Source organism: Rhodothermales bacterium, from assembly GCA_040221055.1.
GTDB lineage: Bacteria > Bacteroidota > Rhodothermia > Rhodothermales > UBA10348 > 1-14-0-65-60-17.
Genome location: JAVJVN010000014.1, coordinates 164,533 through 181,000, shown reverse-complemented (window position 1 = coordinate 181,000; position 16,468 = coordinate 164,533). Strand labels below are relative to the sequence as shown.

Here is a 16,468-nt window from a genome sequence, read left to right as displayed (position 1 = left end):
CCCCCACCTGCCCATGTCTGAATCACCGAAGTCCGTGCCACGGAATCCTGAAGATCCGGCACTCCGATCGTCGTCACTCGACGACATGCCCCGCTTCATCCGTCCCATGATGGAATTCATCCTGCTCGTCTCCGTGTACCTGGGTTGCATCATCGTTCTGGTATTGGCCGCGGTTGCCGTGGTCATGGTTACAGTGAATCTGCTTGCAGGCGGTTCGACCGCGGAGGTCAGTCCGGCCCTCGCCTGGCTCATGCCCTGACCACGCCGGAGCCTGAACAGTCCGAGCGTGACGCTTGGTACCGATGTTCTGCGTTTACGCAGACAGATGCAATATGTGCAACCTGTCTGCCTGAATGCTTGAATTCCGGATTCCCGCGCACTTCACCCTGACCGAGTACGTTCTGCGGCTTCTTCCCTGGACCGTGTTCGTGCTCGTCGTCGCCACCTCCGGCTGCGCCCCGAGCATTGCCCCGTACAGTCCTGCCGCCTATGAATTGGCCGTCGACCTGAAGGTGGACGCCCTCCGCCTGATGGACCTCGCGGAATTCCCGGCCGCCGAGCACGCCCGGCGCATTGAATCGGTAGAACGCGACCTGGATCGCGCCTGGGAATTTGCCCAGGGCCGTCCCGCCAACGAACACAGTACGCGGCAGTGGGCACTCATGCGGAGTCCCGACCACCACCTGCTCGGTGGATTCCTGGCCGAGTGGCGTCGTCGCGGCCAACTGTCTCCCGTCTTCATAGCAGAATCCAAACGCCTGACCGGTCTGGCCTTCGACGCCATCATCGGTCTTGAGTCCGGCAAGATCCAACCCTGAACCACCCATCAGCGGCCTGATATATTACCTGTATATCAGCTGTATACTACCACAACCCATGTCTGAAACGCTCCTCAATGCCGTCGTGGCCACCCTGAAGGCCGAAATGCCCGAACTGTCCACCGCCGGGCTTGACGCCGCGCGCACCTTGCTGGGCACGCTCAAGGACGACGTGGCCCGATGGGGTACCCTCGCGTCTGCCGGCCAGTTGACGGGCGAGGAGCTGCAGTGGCTGGCGGCCGCGCGCATGGATGTGGTGCGGATGCAGGCGCTGGAACACTCCGGACTGACGCTGGCCCGGTTTGACGAACTCCGCATGCGCGTGCTGGGCAATCTGGTGGGCGCGCTGCTCCCTGCCGCGAGTGTGGAAAGGTAGCGCGGATCCTCGGGGGCATCCGCGAATACCACACCTGAACGAAACTGCCCCGCGACATGTCCAGCACGACGTACCTCGTCACCGCCCGCAAGTACCGTCCCCAGACCTTTGGCGATGTCGTCGCCCAGGAGCACGTGACCGGCACGCTGAAAAACGCGCTCCGGTTGGACCGGTTGGCACACGCCTATCTGTTCACGGGACCGCGCGGCGTCGGAAAAACCACGGGCGCGCGGATCCTGGCCAAGGCCATCAACTGCACGACCCCGCTCTCCGAACGCGTGGACGGTGCAGAGCCCTGCCGCACGTGCGATTCATGCCGGTCCTTCGAGGAGGGCCGCAACATGAACATCATCGAGATCGACGCGGCATCCAACAACAAGGTGGATGACGTCCGGGACCTGCGCGAAACGGTCCGGGTGCCTCCGCAGGGCAATCGCATGAAGGTCTACATCATCGATGAAGTCCACATGCTGTCCAACGCGGCCTTCAACGCGCTGCTCAAGACGCTCGAGGAACCCCCGCCGCACGCCCTGTTCATTTTTGCGACGACGGAGCCCCACAAAGTCCTGCCCACCATCCAGTCCCGGTGCCAGCGTTTCGATTACCGACGGATTGCCGTGGAGGAGATCGTGGTGCGCTTGAAGGAAATCTGCGAGACGGAGCAGATTTCGGCGGACGATGCGTCGCTCGTGCTCATTGCCCGCAAAGGGGACGGTGCGCTGCGCGATGCGCTCTCGGTATTCGACCAGGCCGTATCGTTGTGCGGGACGACCATTACCCACCCGGAGCTCATCAAGGCCCTTGGCGTGGTGGACGATGACGTTTTTTTCGACGTCACCCGGGCCGTTGTGGAGTCCAGCCCGGCCCGGATGGTGCAGATCGTGGATGGCGTGGTCAAATCCGGATATGACCTGCAGGAGTTCGTGGACGGCCTGACCGAACACATCCGTAACCTGCTGGTCGCCGCCACCCTGAACGATACCGCATTGATCGAGGCCACGGATGCCATGCGGAAACGCTATCTGGAGCACGCTGCGGGTCTGTCGGAATCGACGCTCATGGCTCTGGTCCATCAGGCCGGTCAGGTGGCCGATACACTCAGGAACAGCCGCCAGCCTCGATTGAAGCTGGAAATGGCCCTCATCCGGATGGCTACGACGCCCCGGTCCGTGGATGTCCGCGAGGCGCTGGCCACGCTGGACAGGATTGAGAAAATGGCGGCGAAGGGAAGCGTTTCGTTCACGTTGCAGGCACCGGCGGCTCCGGCTCAGGGTCAGACCCCGGCGGCGCCCTCGGCCCCGGCCCCGGCCCCGGCCGCTCCGCCGAAGCCCGAGTCCAAAGCAGAGTCCGCTTCACAACCTGAGCCTGAGCCTGAACCGGTCGTAGCGCGCGAACCTGAGCCCACCCCACATACTCCGCCCGCCGGAACGCCATCCCGTCCCTCTGGGGGGGCGCCGCAGCAGGAGTCCCCGATGGCGCTGTTCCAGCCGGCGCCCGCCATCAAGCGGCGTCCGAAGCCGTCCGGCGACGCATCCGCTGCCGTCATGGTGGCGGATGATGTGCTGGTGGCCGACGAGCCTGAAGCCCCGGCCGGCGAAATGGCCCGTCTCCGGGCGGCATGGCCGGACGTCGTATCGTCCATCATGGAAACCGAGAAGCAACTGGGGTCGCTGCTCACGCACACCGAGATCGCATTATTCCAGGATCGTACGGTCACCATCATCGTGCCCGATGCCTTCCACGAACAGACCCTCCGCGCCGACCGGGCGCGCCTGGCCCACCGCCTGACGGACGCCTCGGACATCCATATCGATGCCATTTCCTTCCGGGTCGTGGCCGACCGGACCCCGGAGGCGCAGGAAGAAGACCCTGAACAGGATGCCCGTGCCTTCCTGAAGGAACAGTGTGAAAAGAATCCGGCGGTGCAGTCCCTCGTGGAGCGTTTCGGCGGCGAGATCGTATGGTAGATTTTTCAAGCAAGGAGCGACACCATGAGTGACGGGATGAATATGGCCGACATGTTCGGCAAGGTGATGGACATGCAGCGCAAGATGGCTGAGGTCCAGGAGCAGTTGGCCGCCAAGACGGTAATTGCGGAGGCCGGAGGCGGCATGGTGCAGGTCACGGCCAACGGTCAGCAGCGCGTAACGGCGATCAAGATCGAGAAGGAAGTCGTGGATCCGGAGGATGTCGAACTCCTGGAAGACCTGGTCATCGCCGGGGTCAACAAGGCGCTCGAAGAGGCGGCTGCGCTGGCCAAGAATGAAATGACCAAATTGACGGGCGGACTCATTCCACCGGGAATGGACATGTCCAAGTTCGGACTCTGAGCATGATCCTTACGTCCGAGTCGGTAGAGGATCTGGTCGAGCAGTTTTCAAAACTGCCGTCCATCGGCCGGAAAACGGCCCGCCGCCTGGCTGCATACGTGCTGAAGATGCCGCGCCCGGAGGTCCAGGAACTGGCGGATGCCCTGCTGGCGGTCAAGGACAAGGTGCGCTTCTGCACGATCTGCTCCAATGTGACGGACCGCGATCCGTGCCCCATCTGCTCGTCGGCGAAACGCGACCGTAGCGTGATCTGCGTGGTGGAAGAGCCCAATGACGTCATGGCACTGGAGCGCACCCAGGGGTTCAATGGCGTATACCATGTACTTGGAGGGGTGATTTCCCCGTTGGATGGTGTGGGCCCCGACGACCTGAAAATCCGCGAACTGGTGGGCCGTGTGGCGGAGCCGGCGGGCGATACGCCGGTGACCGAAGTCATCCTGGCGGTAAACCCGACGGTGGAAGGCGATACGACGGCCTTCTACGTAACACGCCTCCTTTCGGCCTTCGACGTACGGGTGTCCCGGCTGGCGCGCGGTATGCCCATGGGAAGTGACCTGGAGTTCACGGACGAAGCGACGCTGGCCCGGGCCCTCGAAGCCCGCGTATCGGCCTGAGCCATGCTGTTCTCCAAACGGGCCAATGTCCTGCTGCTGGTCATTGTATTGGCCGTCCTGGGTGCGTACGTCCTGTGGCCGACGCTGGAAGTCTTCCGGACCGGTCTGTCTCCCACGAATCTGAAGAACTTGTTTCCGGGTTCGTCCTCCGCCAACAGCCGGGCCCTGTTCAACTCCGTATGGATTTCCCTCTGGACCGTGGTCGGGGCGGGCGTCCTGGGTACGTCATTGGCGTACCTCCTGCACCGGTTCGACTTCCCCGGGCGGCGCGTGCTGGTGGGTGTTGCGGCGCTGCCCCTGGCGCTGCCTCCGCTCGTTGGGGTGTTGGCCTTCCTGTTCCTGTACGGCGAGAGCGGCATCCTGCCGCGTGGTCTGCAAGCGCTCCTCGGATTGGAGAACGTCCCGTTCGCCTTTTCGGGATTGTGGGCTGTCTGGCTCGTGCACGTCTATTCGATGTACGTGTTCTTCTATCTGTTCGCGGCATCGGCCCTCAAGAGCCTGGACCGCAGCCAGGTGGAAGCCGCGGAGGACCTGGGCGCGGGCGGTTGGGGCGTTCTGCGGACGGTGATCCTGCCCCATCTTCGGCCCTCCATGACCAGTGCGGCACTGCTCGTGTTCATGATTTCGATGGCCTCGTTCACGGCGCCCCTGCTTTTTGCCGGTACGGAGCAGTTCCTGACGCTGCAGATCTACAACTACAAGATGAACGGCAACCTGGACATGTCGGCGGCGGTGTCCGTGCTCCTGACGGCCATCTGCCTGCTGTTCCTGTTCCTGATTGAATTCGGCAATCGCCGCAGCCGACCGGGCAGCGGCAAGGGCACCCCGGTGCCGGCCCGCCCGGTCACCTCGGTATGGGCGCGGTACGCGGCCCTGTCCGGGGCCCTGCTCATGCTCACCTTCCTCCTGCTCCCGGTAGCCACCGTGGTGTTGATTTCGTTCGTCCAGGAAGGCAGCTGGACCTACCAGATCCTGCCCCAGGCGTACACCGTGTCCAATTATACCGGTCTGTTCGCGGACCCGGATGTCCTGGCCCCCGTCCTGAACTCTGTCCGGATGGCCACGCTCGCCACGATCGCCAACCTGATTTTCGGCGTCACCGCCGCGCTGTTCATCGTGAAAGGCACCATCCCGGGGCGGACCCTGGTGCGGGTCCTGGCAACGTTGCCGTTCGCCATTCCAGGCACCGTGATTGCCATCAACCTGATCGTGACGTTCTCCGAGCCGTCCGCGCTGACGGGCGGAAGCGTTCTGGTCGGAACGGTGTGGCTGCTTCCGCTCGCGTATTTCATCCGGCACATTCCGCTCGTGGTTCGTTCCACGACGGCCGCCCTCGAATCGTTTGACGACCGTCTGACGGACGCATCCACCGATCTCGGCGCATCGACGGCCACGACCGTCCGGCGGGTCGTCCTGCCTGTCATCGCCCCTGGCATCGTCGCAGGAACGCTGCTCACCTTCGTCACGGCGCTCGGGGAATTCGTATCGTCCATTTTGCTTTACGTTTTCGACAATCGTCCCATTTCCGTCGAGATCCTTTCTCAATTGCGCCTGTATGACTTCGGTGCGGCTGCCGCATACAGTGTCTTCCTCATGCTCCTCATTGGCGCCGCGACGTTCCTTACCGCGAAATACCGAACCACCTACTGATGAACATTTCCATTGTCGGTGCCGGCCACATGGGCTCGGCCATCGCCCAGGTTCTCATGGAGCACGACGCCGTTTCCACGGTCAAGATCTGCGATGCCCACACGCGGACCCTCCAGCGACTGGAAGCGACCATCGACAGCCCGAAACTGCGCACGTTCCAGGTGGATGCCCGGGACGAACGCGCCATTTCTTCCATCCTGGACGGGAGCGAATGCATTGTGGGGGCTTCGTCCCCATCCCTGAACCCGGTGCTGGCCCGTACGGCCTTGCACGTGGGCAGCCATTTCTGTGACCTGGGAAGTGGAAACGATCTGCTCCGGAACCGCTCCGGCCTGGTCAAGGAGGCGGTCGCCCAGGCCCTCTGGATCGTTCCGAACTGCGGCCTGGACCCGGGCCTTGTGAACATGCTCTGCCTGAACGGCCTGCGCCAATTCGACGTGCCCCTCTCAGCGCGGATCCGCGTGGGTTATGTCCCCCTGCATCCGGAGCCTCCGTTCAATTTCCGGATTTCCTGGTCCGCCGAGAAACTGCTGGATGACTACACCATGCCTGTGGAATGCGTGGTGGACGGCGAGGCTTGCGAAGCCGAGCCACTGACCGGGCTCGAAGAAATCGTATTCCCGAAGCCGTTCGGTGCGATGGAGGCCTTCCACACGGCCAGCGTCCTCGCCCCCATCCGGGAAATTGCCGGCCCGTCCCTGCAGACGCTCGATCACAAGAGCATCCGGTGGAAGGGTCATGCGGAGCAGATGCAGTTCCTCCTGGCGCTCGGATTCGCCGAGGACCGCAACATCGATGTCCAGACCCATCTCACCTACCGGGACATCCTCGCCCGCCGGATGAAGCAGCGGCTGGGCGGGGATTATGAGGATGCGGTGCTCCTGCGCATTGAAATGGAAGGCGAGAAGGACGGCAAACGGGCGCGTCTGACCCATGAAATGATCGATACGTATGACCAAACCCGGGAAATGACGGCGGTGCGCCGCAGCACCAGCATCACAGCCGCCACGATTGCCATGTTGCTGGCCTCCGGTGCCGTCAAGAAGGGCGGTGTATCGTCACCAGAACGGATTGTACCGATCGATGCGTTCTACAATGCCGTCGTCAAGGCAGGGCTTCCCATCCGGGAAACGTGGAGCTGAACCCGGGGCAGGGCGCTCACCCGCCCCGCCCGAACGCCGTCAGCGTAGCTCCATTGAAGGACGCCCCGGCCGCCGAGGACAGGAAGAGACAGGTGTCGACGAGATCGGCCACCGGGACGCCATCTCCCGACGCGCGGTCGTCGTCGAACAGGATGGTAGACGGCGCCAGGGCATGGGCCGTTGGGCCGTTCGGTGCGAATTCGGCCGCCACTGCTTCAATCAGTCGGACAACCCCGGCTTTGGAGGCCGAGTAGGCCGCCTGCTGGGCCACGCCGCGCTCGGCCCCTTGCCGGGACGCAATGGCTATCAGACGCCCCGCGCCCTCGGTCATGTGACGGGCCGCCTCCCGGAAGCACAGGAAGGTGCTGGTCAGGTTCAGTTCCATCATGGACCGCCAGACCGCCAGCGATGTCTCCCGGAACGGGGCCATGCCCCATCCACCGACCGTCTGGATGAAGACATCCACACGGCCGAAGGTGTCGATGACCTCGGCAAAGGCCCGCTCAACGGACGCCTCGTCGGTGACGTCGACGGTTATCTGATGAGCGCCATCGACCGCGGCACCCCGCGTGAACGCCACCACGCGATACCCGTGCCGCAGGTACCCCTCGACCAATCGATGTCCGAGCCGACCGTCGGCTCCGGTTATGACCACGATGGGCGATGAATCGGCACGGGATGACAGCATGGAAACAGGTGGTTTTCCGTGGGGAACGAGACCGATCGTATTCGACAGTCGTGAATTTGTGCCCTGAATCCGGTTGGGTACCTCGCGGTGCATCCCTGTATTCCATTCAGAACAAAGGGGTATCTTCCGTGTACGTCCCGTCTGTCACGAACAAATTCAGCGCGTATCGTCTTTTTTGTTACGGATTCCACGTTATTTGAACCAGTAATGACTGGTGGGGAGCCAACCGCTCGCCATCAGCGGTATCCCCTTTCCTGTGTCCGATACGCCGCACGGTCCTCGCGTCCATTCTGACTCACCCCGCGCTCTTCGCCGCCTGTTGGGCGGCGTCGTTGCCGTATTCGTCGTTTCGATGGTACTGGTCAGCCAAGCGTCCACCGACGCGGACGTTTCGGACTGGCGGGAAGGTGGCATGCGGATTGCGCGCGCCGACACGGACACGGTCCATGTGACCCTGGACAGCCTGCTCGCGGACAGCCTGCTCGCCGACTCGATCGTGCTTATCTGGCCCGAGTCGGCACGCGTCTACAATTACATCCAGAGCCGGAAAGACAAACCGTATGCGTCGGTCTTTCCGCGCAAGACGCGGCCGTTCTTCACTCCGCTGCCGCGCTCGTGGCAGCACGAGATCGTGTTTGACACGACGGCGCTCAATTACACCTCCCTGGAAAAAATCGGCCTGACGGAAACCCGTTTCCCGGTTACGCTGGATTTCGAGTCCTATCGGGATGCGCGTCTGGATCGCGATCTGGATGAAACGTGGACCGAGCTCATCCTTCGACAGCAGCAAGCACAGCAACGGGCCAGTCGCGGTGGTCTCGGTTTCAATGTGGTGGTTCCCGGTGGTCGGCAGAGTGCGTTCACGACCATCTTCGGCAAGCCCTCGGTGGATCTTCGGGTGAATGGCACGGCCGACATCAGCGCCGGCTTCGATTACCGGAAGAGCGATCAACAGGTATCGGTCACCGGCCGGCCGTCACAGCTTGATCCCCAGTTCAAGCAGGACCTGAGCCTCGGCATTACCGGCACCATCGGGGACAAGCTGCAGATCAATGTGCAGTACGACTCCCGGAACCAGTTCGACTTCGAAAACCAACTCCGCCTGGAGTACACCGGTTACGAGGACGAGATCATCCAGAAAATCGAGGCCGGAAACGTAAACTTGCAGACCCCATCGTCCCTCATCCGGGGCGGTCAGAGCCTGTTCGGCATCAAGTCCGAAATGCAGGTCGGTGGTGTACGGCTCACTACCGTCATGTCCCAACAGGAGGGCCAGGCGAGCAACCTGAACATCGAAGGTGGCTCGGAGTCCACGGAGTTCGACCTGCGCCCGACCGACTACGACGAAGCCACCCACTTCTTCCTCGGCTACTACTTCCGGAACCGATGGGAGGATGCCCTTGCCGATCCTCCGAACATCCGGGTGGCCAACGGATTCGAACGGATCGCCGAAATCGAAGTCTGGAAGCTCATGCCGACACGGCCGGAAGAGGAGAACGTGCGTCAGGCGGTTGCCGTTGTCGACCTGGCAGAGTCCGCAGACATCCTGCAACAAGCCGACGAATATGCGGCCCAGGTCCTTCCGAATGCCAATCGGGACCAATACGACGACAGCCCCGGTGGAGAACTCGATACGGAGCTCCGGGATGGCGATGCCGCCCCGGGGTCCTACCTGGAGACCGTGAAGGATCTGTCCTCGTCTGACTTCCAGGTGGGCAAGTTCAAGCGTCTGGAACGGGGCCGGGATTACGACGTGGACGAGGTGCTGGGCTACATCACCATGCGTCAGCGGGTCCAGGAAAGCGAGGCGCTTGCCGTCGCCTTCCGCTACCGGGCCAACGGGCAGACCTTCCAGGTCGGGGATTTCGCGACCGACACGGGCGGGTCGACGGGTGGGCAGAACGAAGAAAAGATTGTCCTGAAGCTGCTGCGCCCTGTTCAGCTTCGCCAGCCCGCACCGGAATCGAATTTCAACCCGCCGGCATGGTACCTGGAAATGCGGAACATCTACCGTCTGCCCGGTCGGGGTATCCAGCCGACAGACTTCGATCTGCAGATCTACTACGAGCCTCCGGGGCAGACCGCGTCCAAGACGCTGCCGGGCGTGGGAGGCACCCAGACCGTACTGCAGATCCTGGGTCTTGACCGGGTCAATGAGAACCAGGCCCTCACGCCGGACGACTTGTTCGACTTCCTGGTGAACTACACCATCGATCCAGGCGAGGGTACGCTCATCTTCCCCTATCTGGAGCCGTTCGGCAGCCGCCTCCGAAACGTCATCCAGAACGGACCGGGTTCGCCCGATGCCAAGGCCCAGATCGAGGACCTGTTGGTGTTCCGTTCCCTGTACAACGAGAAAAAGGCGAACGCCCAGCGCGACAGTCAGCACGACGTGTATCGGGTACGCGGATCCTATAAAGGTGCCGTACAGTCGTTCTATGACCTGCGGGCATTCTCGGGGCTCGTTCCCGGCTCCATCCGCGTCGAATCGGGAGGCACGCCGCTGGCCGAGGGCACGGACTTCGTCGCTGACTACTCCGGAACGGGATCGGTGACCATCGTGAATCCGGCCTTCCTTACCGCCGGACGCGATATCAGCATCGACTTCGAGCAGAACTCGTTCTTCAATGTGCAGAAGAAGACGCTGTTGGGCCTGCGGATGGACTACGTCATGGACGATCGCTTCTCGTTCGGATCGACGGTCATGAGGTTGAACCAGAAGTCTCCCATCGACAAGTTCCGGATCGGGGAAGAGCCCATTTCCAACACCATCTGGGGTGTCGATGGGGCCGTCCAGCTTGAGCCCCGGTGGATGACCCGCTTTATTGACAAGGTCCCCCTGCTCCAGACCCGGGAGCCCTCTTCGGTATCCCTGAAAGGTGAGTTTGCCCAGTTGCGCCCCAATCACACCGAAACGATCGCTTTCGAACGGACGCGCCGGGACCTGCGGGATGCCGGTCGTGATTTTGCCAGCGACGAACTCGCCGGAACGTCGTACATCGACGACTTCGAGGGCTTCCGGAACACCTTTTCGCTCATGCAGCCCGGTTCGTGGGGTATGTCCTCAGCGCCCGACTCCGTCGGCGCAGTTGACCGGATGGGCGTTGCCAGCGGAAGCCGGGCCGACTCCCTGCGGACCAACTGGAGGGGCTCCTTCGCGTGGTATCGCATTAACGCGAACATCCTGCAGGAAGTACCCATCCTGGTCTTCAACCCGGACGCCGTCAAGATTTTCCGGATTGACGAGGTATTTCCGAACAGGGACACACGTGCAGAAATCGATCCGTCCCTCGAGACGTTCGACCTGTACTTCGATCCCCGGTCACGCGGGCCCTACAACTACACGCGCGACCTCCGCGGCTTCCTCGACAACCCGAAGGATGCGTGGGGCGGGATGACCCAGCGGGTACCGGAGGGATTCACCGACTTCAGTCTCAAGAACATTGATTTCGTCGAGTTCATTTTCCGTCCGTTTGCCGAAAACAGTGCTGAGGATGCCGGACGCGACGCCAAACTGTACGTGGACCTCGGATCCATCTCGGAGGACGTCCTCCCCGATGAGAAATTGAACACGGAGGACGGACTGTCCACGTCCGACATCTCCCTGGGCGGCATCCTGCAGTGGGCCCGCATTCCCAACGGTACACAGAACAGCGTGGTCGACCTGGACGATGCGACGCGACGCACCGAGGACTTGGGTTTGGACGGCCTGGCTTCCGTGAACGAAACGGATTACCCTGAATTCGCCACCGAGCAGTCCCATTTCTCGGACTTCCTGAACAGCCTCACGACGGGCGACAGTGATCCCAGGTATAAGGCCGAGGTGGCCAAGGCCCTGGCCGATCCGTCCGGCGACGATTACCACTACTTCGGAAACGGCCAATACTTCGACAACCTCGAGTTTTTCCCGGGTGGAGCCACGTTCCAGCAGCGATTCACCCGATACTTCGCTGGCCAGGAGCTGAACGCGTTCGAAGCCCAGACCAAGCTTGCTGACAACACGTCTGTGCGCCGTGGCAACTCCCGTTTTCCGGACTCGGAAGACCGGAACCTGAACTCCACGGTCGATACCGACAACAGCTATTTCCAGTATGAAATCCCGCTGAGCAAGCGCTCGCTGGACTCCCTGGCCACTCCGACCAACGTGGACGATTATGTGGTCGGTGAAATCACGGGAGCCGACGGTCAGGGCACCGGCTGGTACCAGGTCCGGATTCCGGTCCAGCAGTTCACACGGAAGGTCGGATCCATCCAGGACTTCTCGCTGATCGAATCCATCCGACTGTGGACAACGGGCCACGAAGTCCCGATTACCATGCGGATGGCGTCGCTGGAATTCGTGGGCAGCCAGTGGCAGAAGTCCGAACGGATTGCCCTGGAGCACGATACGCCATTCGACACGACGTTTTCTGAAACACGGTTGACCATTTCCAGCATCAACAACGAAGAGAACGCGGACATCTATACGCCTCCCATCGGCGCGGTCGTCAGCCAGTCGCGCATGGCCAGCGGACGCGTGCAGAATGCGCGTGAGCAGTCCCTTGTGCTGCGTGTCGAAGACCTGCAACCCGGAAGCCAGCGGGGCATCTTCAAAACGCAGGCCCAGGGATTGGACCTGCTCAAATACGCCAACTTGCGTATGTTCGTGCATATGCACGGGCAGCTCGCGGACGGCAGGGACCTGTCCACACTGCCGCTGGAGGAAGGACGTTCGAAGGCACGTCTCTTCGTCCGTCTGGGTGCGAACGAATCCAATGACTACTATGAGTACGAGCAGCCCCTGACCCCGAGTTCGGAGACCGCCGGCTCGCCCGACATCCTGTGGCAGACCAATGTAGATTACAACGGCGAGTTCAGGGATCTCGGCTCCATGAACATCGTCCTGAGTGCCTTCAATCAATTGAAGGTGGCGCGTGACAACCTGGCGTTCCCCCCTGACAGTATTTTTTACAGCGTCGTGGACGGGCAACCCCGATCAGCGGAAGTCCCGGATGCGAGCGAATTTGCTCCTCCCGGGACCCGCCTTGGCATCAAGGGAACACCCTCCCTGGGCAAGATCAACTCCATCGTCATCGGTATCCGGAATCCGGCCGACTCGACGAGCACGGCCTACGAGGACATCCTGGAGGACATCACCGTCTGGGTGAACGAATTGCGTGTGGCCGGATACGACGAAACGAACGGATGGGCCTCGCTGGCCAACGCCGACATCAAACTGGCTGACGTGGGCCGGATCAAGGCCAGTATCAATCGGCAGACGGACGGGTTCGGCTCGCTCTCGTCCACACTGGGTGAGCGGGAACAGAACAACATTGACAATTGGACCGTGACCACGGAGTTGAACGCCAACAAGGTCATTCCGGACCGGTTCGGATGGACGTTACCGGTCAACATCCAGGTCCAGTCCAACACCTCCACGCCGCGGTTCTCCCCCACCCGCGGCGACGTGCGCCTCGAGGAAATCGTGACGCAGATCGAGGACCGGGAAGACCTCTCCGAAGAAGAAAAGGAATCCCAGAAGCGGAACGCCATCGAGTCGGCCCAGACGCACTCGTTCACCAAATCAATTTCCACCCGGCTCAGCAAGTCCAACTCGGACAACAAGTTGCTCAGGAATACCCTGGACGGGATTTCCTTGACCTATTCCCAGTCGGATGCAGAAGCCCGGGGACCGACGCAGGTGAAAAACGATGCGTGGCGGTGGGCCAGTTCTGCATCTTACCAGTTCCGATCCAACCGCCCGCGGACGGTCCGCCCCCTTTTCTTCCTGGATCCCATTCCGGTCCTCAACAAGCTGGGCGGGCTGGCGTTCAACTACGTCCCCAACTCCCTGACCGCATCGACAACGTTCAGTCGCAACTTCACCGAATCACGCGAACGCGCCCTGCTGTCAGCCTCAGACACCTCGTCCACCCCGCTTCGTGTGCGATTCCCGGACCGGGAAAAACACGCGTTCACCGCCAAACGGGACTTCGGACTGCAATACAACCCGTTCCCGTTCCTGAACCTCGGTTTCGACCTGTCCACGGATGAGAATCTGAACGCGGCAGGAGTCGATACACTGTTCACGGTCGTCCTGTCCGATACCTCCTTCGCCGGATTCACCATTGACCAGGCCTTGGCCGCCGGACTCATCGATTCGACCCAGGCCCTGAGTGCATTCCAGGTATCGAACCTGTCCCCGCTGAGTGGCCCGACCGTCGTCGGCGATTACCTCTCGGGGGCCATCGATCCTCGGGCCGAACGACACAGTCAGAGCGTCACGGTCTCGCTCCGCCCGCGCCTCCAACGCATTGGTATGTTGAACTGGATCCAGCTGCAGGACATCAGTTATGGCTCCCAATTCGACTGGCAGAACGGTCCCATGGGACGGAATACGGGCGCGTCGGTCAGAAACAATGTGACGTTGCGCAGTGGCATTTCGCTGAAATTCCAGGAGCTGTTCCGGAAATTCGGGTTCTACGAGAACCTGGAAAATGCACAGAAAGCCTATATCCAGGCCAAAACAGCCGAGCGGACCCGACGCCAACGGGAACGGGAGCAGGCACAGGCAGCCCGGGAAGCACGCAGGAAGGCCGAAGAAGCCGGCGTCGAGATGCCGGAAGAAGTGGGTAATCGACGGGACGAACCCGCCGCCGAGACAGCGGACGACGGGCCCGGTGGATTCGGCGCGCGCATGGCCTCCCTCGGTCGCCAGACCGTCCTCGCCGTAACCGGCGTGCGGGATTTCAACGTCACATACACCGGCACGCGGTCTTCCCAGTCTTCGAATGTCGGTACCCCGGTCCTGGATGAGGGCGGGAATGTCATTGATGTGGCCACGAAATACAGCCTTCTGGACGCCTTCCGCGGAAACGGGCCGTCCATGGCTTACCGATTGGGTCTGGACAGGCAGCTGGACATTGCCAACCGGATCATCGACCCGTCCCTGCAGGTATCGGACCAACTCAGTGACCAGGATCGCTTCCAGGGGCGTACAACGCTCAACCCGTCCCAGGCACTGACCATAAACCTGAACTGGAGCCTGGAATTCCAGAATGGGGAAACGTTCACGTTCCGTCCGTCGATCGACGACGTGACCGGCGCCTTCCTGGGCGTGGATACGACCTTCTCCGAGCAGGGCAGCAACAAGGCCACCGTCTGGTCCTTCGGCGCCGATTACCTGGACCTGTTCTCATCCCAGTTGTCCACGTTCGCCAGCGACTTTGCGGCCACCGGCGAGGAAAACCCGCTGGTCGTGCCTGACGCGGACGGCAACGGACGCGTCGTCTTGACCAATGCGTCGGTCGTCCAGGATTTCCGGAATGCGTTCGTACGCAACAAGAACACGGTGGACAGCCGGGACCTGCTGCCGTTCCCCCGCCCGAGTTGGTCCGTCACGTACAGCGGGTTCGGCAAGTGGCCGCTCATCCGCAAGCTTGTCCAGAACGCATCCATACGGCACGGCTACAGCTCGGACTATTCGTCCGAATACCGCACGAACTCGGCATTCGTCGGCGGGGACTCGTTGACCACCATCGACCTCGGAGGACAGCGCATCCAGGCCGTGACGTCGCCGTTCCAGACCGGCAACGTGCGGATAAACGAACGGTTTTCGCCGCTCGTGGGCGTGGATTTGACCTGGAAGAAACAGTTCCAGACGAACATGGCATGGAACAAGAGCAACTCCTACTCGCTCTCCACGGCCAACTTCGAGGTCAGTGAGAACCGGACGAATGAGTTGAGTGTCAACTTCTCGTACCAGAAAACGGGGCTGCGACTGCCCTTCATGCGAGGGAGACGTCTGGAAAACCGGGTCAATGTCAGCCTGTCCCTGGCTCGCTCGCAAACCACGGACCAACGGCTCCGCTTGCGGCGCGCACTCGAGCAGGCCGTTACCGATCCGGAGTTCGTCCTGGAGGATGCCCTGTCCGGGGATAACATTTCCCTGGTCACCGCCCACACGCGCACGACCATCACACCCACGCTCGGGTACCAATTCTCCAACCGGATCTCGGCCAACTTCACGCTCAAGTACGAGAAGTTCGACTCCCAGGACTCCCGCCAGCCCTCCTCCGTCAACATCAACGGAACATTCAACATCCGTGTCAGCATCGCCAACTGAGCGCATTGTCGTTTGCCGGATGGGCCGCATGGACTACGAACCGGCGTGGGATCTCCAGCGACGCATCCAGAACCACCTCGTCGCGGACAAGCGGTCGGCGCGACCGACCCGGCCCGATCATGTCATGCTCCTTGTGGAGCATCCCCCCGTTTTCACGCTGGGCAAGAGTGGCGATCGTGCCAACCTGCTGGCAACCGACGACGAGCTCAGCGCGGAGGGCGCGACGTTCGTCCCCATTGACCGGGGGGGCGACATCACCTATCACGGGCCGGGACAGCTCGTCGGATACCCCATCCTGGACCTGGACCGGTACTACACGGACATCCACCGCTATCTCCGTGATCTCGAGGACGTGATCATCCGTACCTGCGCGGACTTCGGCCTGACGGCGGGCCGCGTCGAAGGCCGTACCGGTGTCTGGATGACGGAGCCTCCCGGCAACGAACGCAAGCTCTGCGCCATGGGCATCCGGTGCAGCCGCTGGGTGACCATGCACGGATTCGCCCTGAATGTGAACACCAACCTGGCGCACTTCAACATGATCGTTCCGTGCGGAATAACAGACCGTGGCGTCTCCTCCCTCGCTGCGGAACTGGGCCATTCCATCGCCATGCCCGACGTGGAAGATGCGATTACGCGTCATTTTGGTGCAATTTTCGCGTCAGACATGCGCATTCTGGAGCCCGGCGATGCGAACGCGTATCTGGCGGCGTATCTTGGCTGACCGACCGCACCCTACTCTTGCC

11 protein-coding genes are annotated in these 16,468 nt (G+C 61.9%); 10 read left to right on the top strand and 1 reads right to left on the bottom strand.

Annotation, left to right across the window (positions count from 1 at the left end; translation table 11 throughout):
• Positions 1-13: 13 nt before the first annotated feature.
• The 8 genes from RIE53_08435 to RIE53_08400 all read left to right on the top strand — a co-directional run bounded on the left by RIE53_08435 (position 14) and on the right by RIE53_08400 (position 6,930).
• Positions 14-259: a hypothetical protein gene (locus RIE53_08435; GenBank protein MEQ9104710.1), complete on the top strand. Its 246-nt coding sequence runs from the start codon at positions 14-16 to the stop codon at positions 257-259.
• A gap of 94 nt (positions 260-353) precedes the next feature.
• Complete coding sequence (locus RIE53_08430) at positions 354-818, top strand: hypothetical protein (protein ID MEQ9104709.1); 465 nt, start codon at positions 354-356, stop codon at positions 816-818.
• Positions 819-876: 58 nt separating this feature from the next.
• On the top strand, positions 877-1,194 hold the full coding sequence (locus RIE53_08425; GenBank protein MEQ9104708.1) for a hypothetical protein: 318 nt from the start codon (positions 877-879) through the stop codon (positions 1,192-1,194).
• A gap of 56 nt (positions 1,195-1,250) precedes the next feature.
• A complete protein-coding gene (gene dnaX / locus RIE53_08420; GenBank protein ID MEQ9104707.1) occupies positions 1,251-3,161 on the top strand; it encodes a DNA polymerase III subunit gamma/tau in 1,911 nt (636 codons plus the stop codon).
• 24 nt (positions 3,162-3,185) lie between these two features.
• Complete coding sequence (locus RIE53_08415; GenBank protein ID MEQ9104706.1) at positions 3,186-3,524, top strand: YbaB/EbfC family nucleoid-associated protein; 339 nt, start codon at positions 3,186-3,188, stop codon at positions 3,522-3,524.
• Between the two features lie 2 nt (positions 3,525-3,526).
• Positions 3,527-4,138, top strand: a complete 612-nt coding sequence (gene recR / locus RIE53_08410) for a recombination mediator RecR (GenBank protein ID MEQ9104705.1) — start codon at positions 3,527-3,529, stop codon at positions 4,136-4,138.
• A gap of 3 nt (positions 4,139-4,141) precedes the next feature.
• Positions 4,142-5,788 (top strand): iron ABC transporter permease, encoded by a 1,647-nt coding sequence (locus RIE53_08405; GenBank protein ID MEQ9104704.1) that lies wholly within the window; start codon positions 4,142-4,144, stop codon positions 5,786-5,788.
• A complete protein-coding gene (locus RIE53_08400; GenBank protein ID MEQ9104703.1) occupies positions 5,788-6,930 on the top strand; it encodes a saccharopine dehydrogenase C-terminal domain-containing protein in 1,143 nt (380 codons plus the stop codon). Before RIE53_08405 ends, RIE53_08400 begins: the two co-directional genes overlap by 1 nt.
• A gap of 16 nt (positions 6,931-6,946) precedes the next feature.
• Here RIE53_08400 and RIE53_08395 read toward each other — a convergent pair whose 3' ends face one another.
• Positions 6,947-7,618, bottom strand: a complete 672-nt coding sequence (locus RIE53_08395) for an SDR family NAD(P)-dependent oxidoreductase (GenBank protein ID MEQ9104702.1) — start codon at positions 7,616-7,618, stop codon at positions 6,947-6,949.
• Positions 7,619-7,874: 256 nt separating this feature from the next.
• Here RIE53_08395 and sprA point away from each other — a divergent pair, with 256 nt between their 5' ends.
• Together sprA and lipB are read left to right on the top strand one after the other, a co-directional pair.
• Complete coding sequence (sprA, locus tag RIE53_08390) at positions 7,875-15,722, top strand: cell surface protein SprA (GenBank protein ID MEQ9104701.1); 7,848 nt, start codon at positions 7,875-7,877, stop codon at positions 15,720-15,722.
• The gene (lipB, locus tag RIE53_08385) at positions 15,703-16,446 is read left to right on the top strand and encodes a lipoyl(octanoyl) transferase LipB (protein MEQ9104700.1); all 744 of its coding nucleotides are present in this window, start codon (positions 15,703-15,705) and stop codon (positions 16,444-16,446) included. Before sprA ends, lipB begins: the two co-directional genes overlap by 20 nt.
• Positions 16,447-16,468 lie beyond the last annotated feature (22 nt).

Excerpts from the sequence above, each read along its gene's own strand:
- RIE53_08425 (MEQ9104708.1), top strand. The coding sequence starts at position 877 with ATGTCTGAAACGCTCCTCAATGCCGTCGTGGCCACCCTGAAGGCCGAA.
- RIE53_08435 (MEQ9104710.1), top strand. The coding sequence starts at position 14 with ATGTCTGAATCACCGAAGTCCGTGCCACGGAATCCTGAAGATCCGGCA.
- RIE53_08400 (MEQ9104703.1), top strand. The coding sequence starts at position 5,788 with ATGAACATTTCCATTGTCGGTGCCGGCCACATGGGCTCGGCCATCGCC.
- recR (MEQ9104705.1), top strand. The coding sequence starts at position 3,527 with ATGATCCTTACGTCCGAGTCGGTAGAGGATCTGGTCGAGCAGTTTTCA.
- RIE53_08405 (MEQ9104704.1), top strand. The coding sequence starts at position 4,142 with ATGCTGTTCTCCAAACGGGCCAATGTCCTGCTGCTGGTCATTGTATTG.
- RIE53_08430 (MEQ9104709.1), top strand. The coding sequence starts at position 354 with ATGCTTGAATTCCGGATTCCCGCGCACTTCACCCTGACCGAGTACGTT.
- RIE53_08395 (MEQ9104702.1), bottom strand. The coding sequence starts at position 7,618 with ATGCTGTCATCCCGTGCCGATTCATCGCCCATCGTGGTCATAACCGGA.
- RIE53_08415 (MEQ9104706.1), top strand. The coding sequence starts at position 3,186 with ATGAGTGACGGGATGAATATGGCCGACATGTTCGGCAAGGTGATGGAC.
- dnaX (MEQ9104707.1), top strand. The coding sequence starts at position 1,251 with ATGTCCAGCACGACGTACCTCGTCACCGCCCGCAAGTACCGTCCCCAG.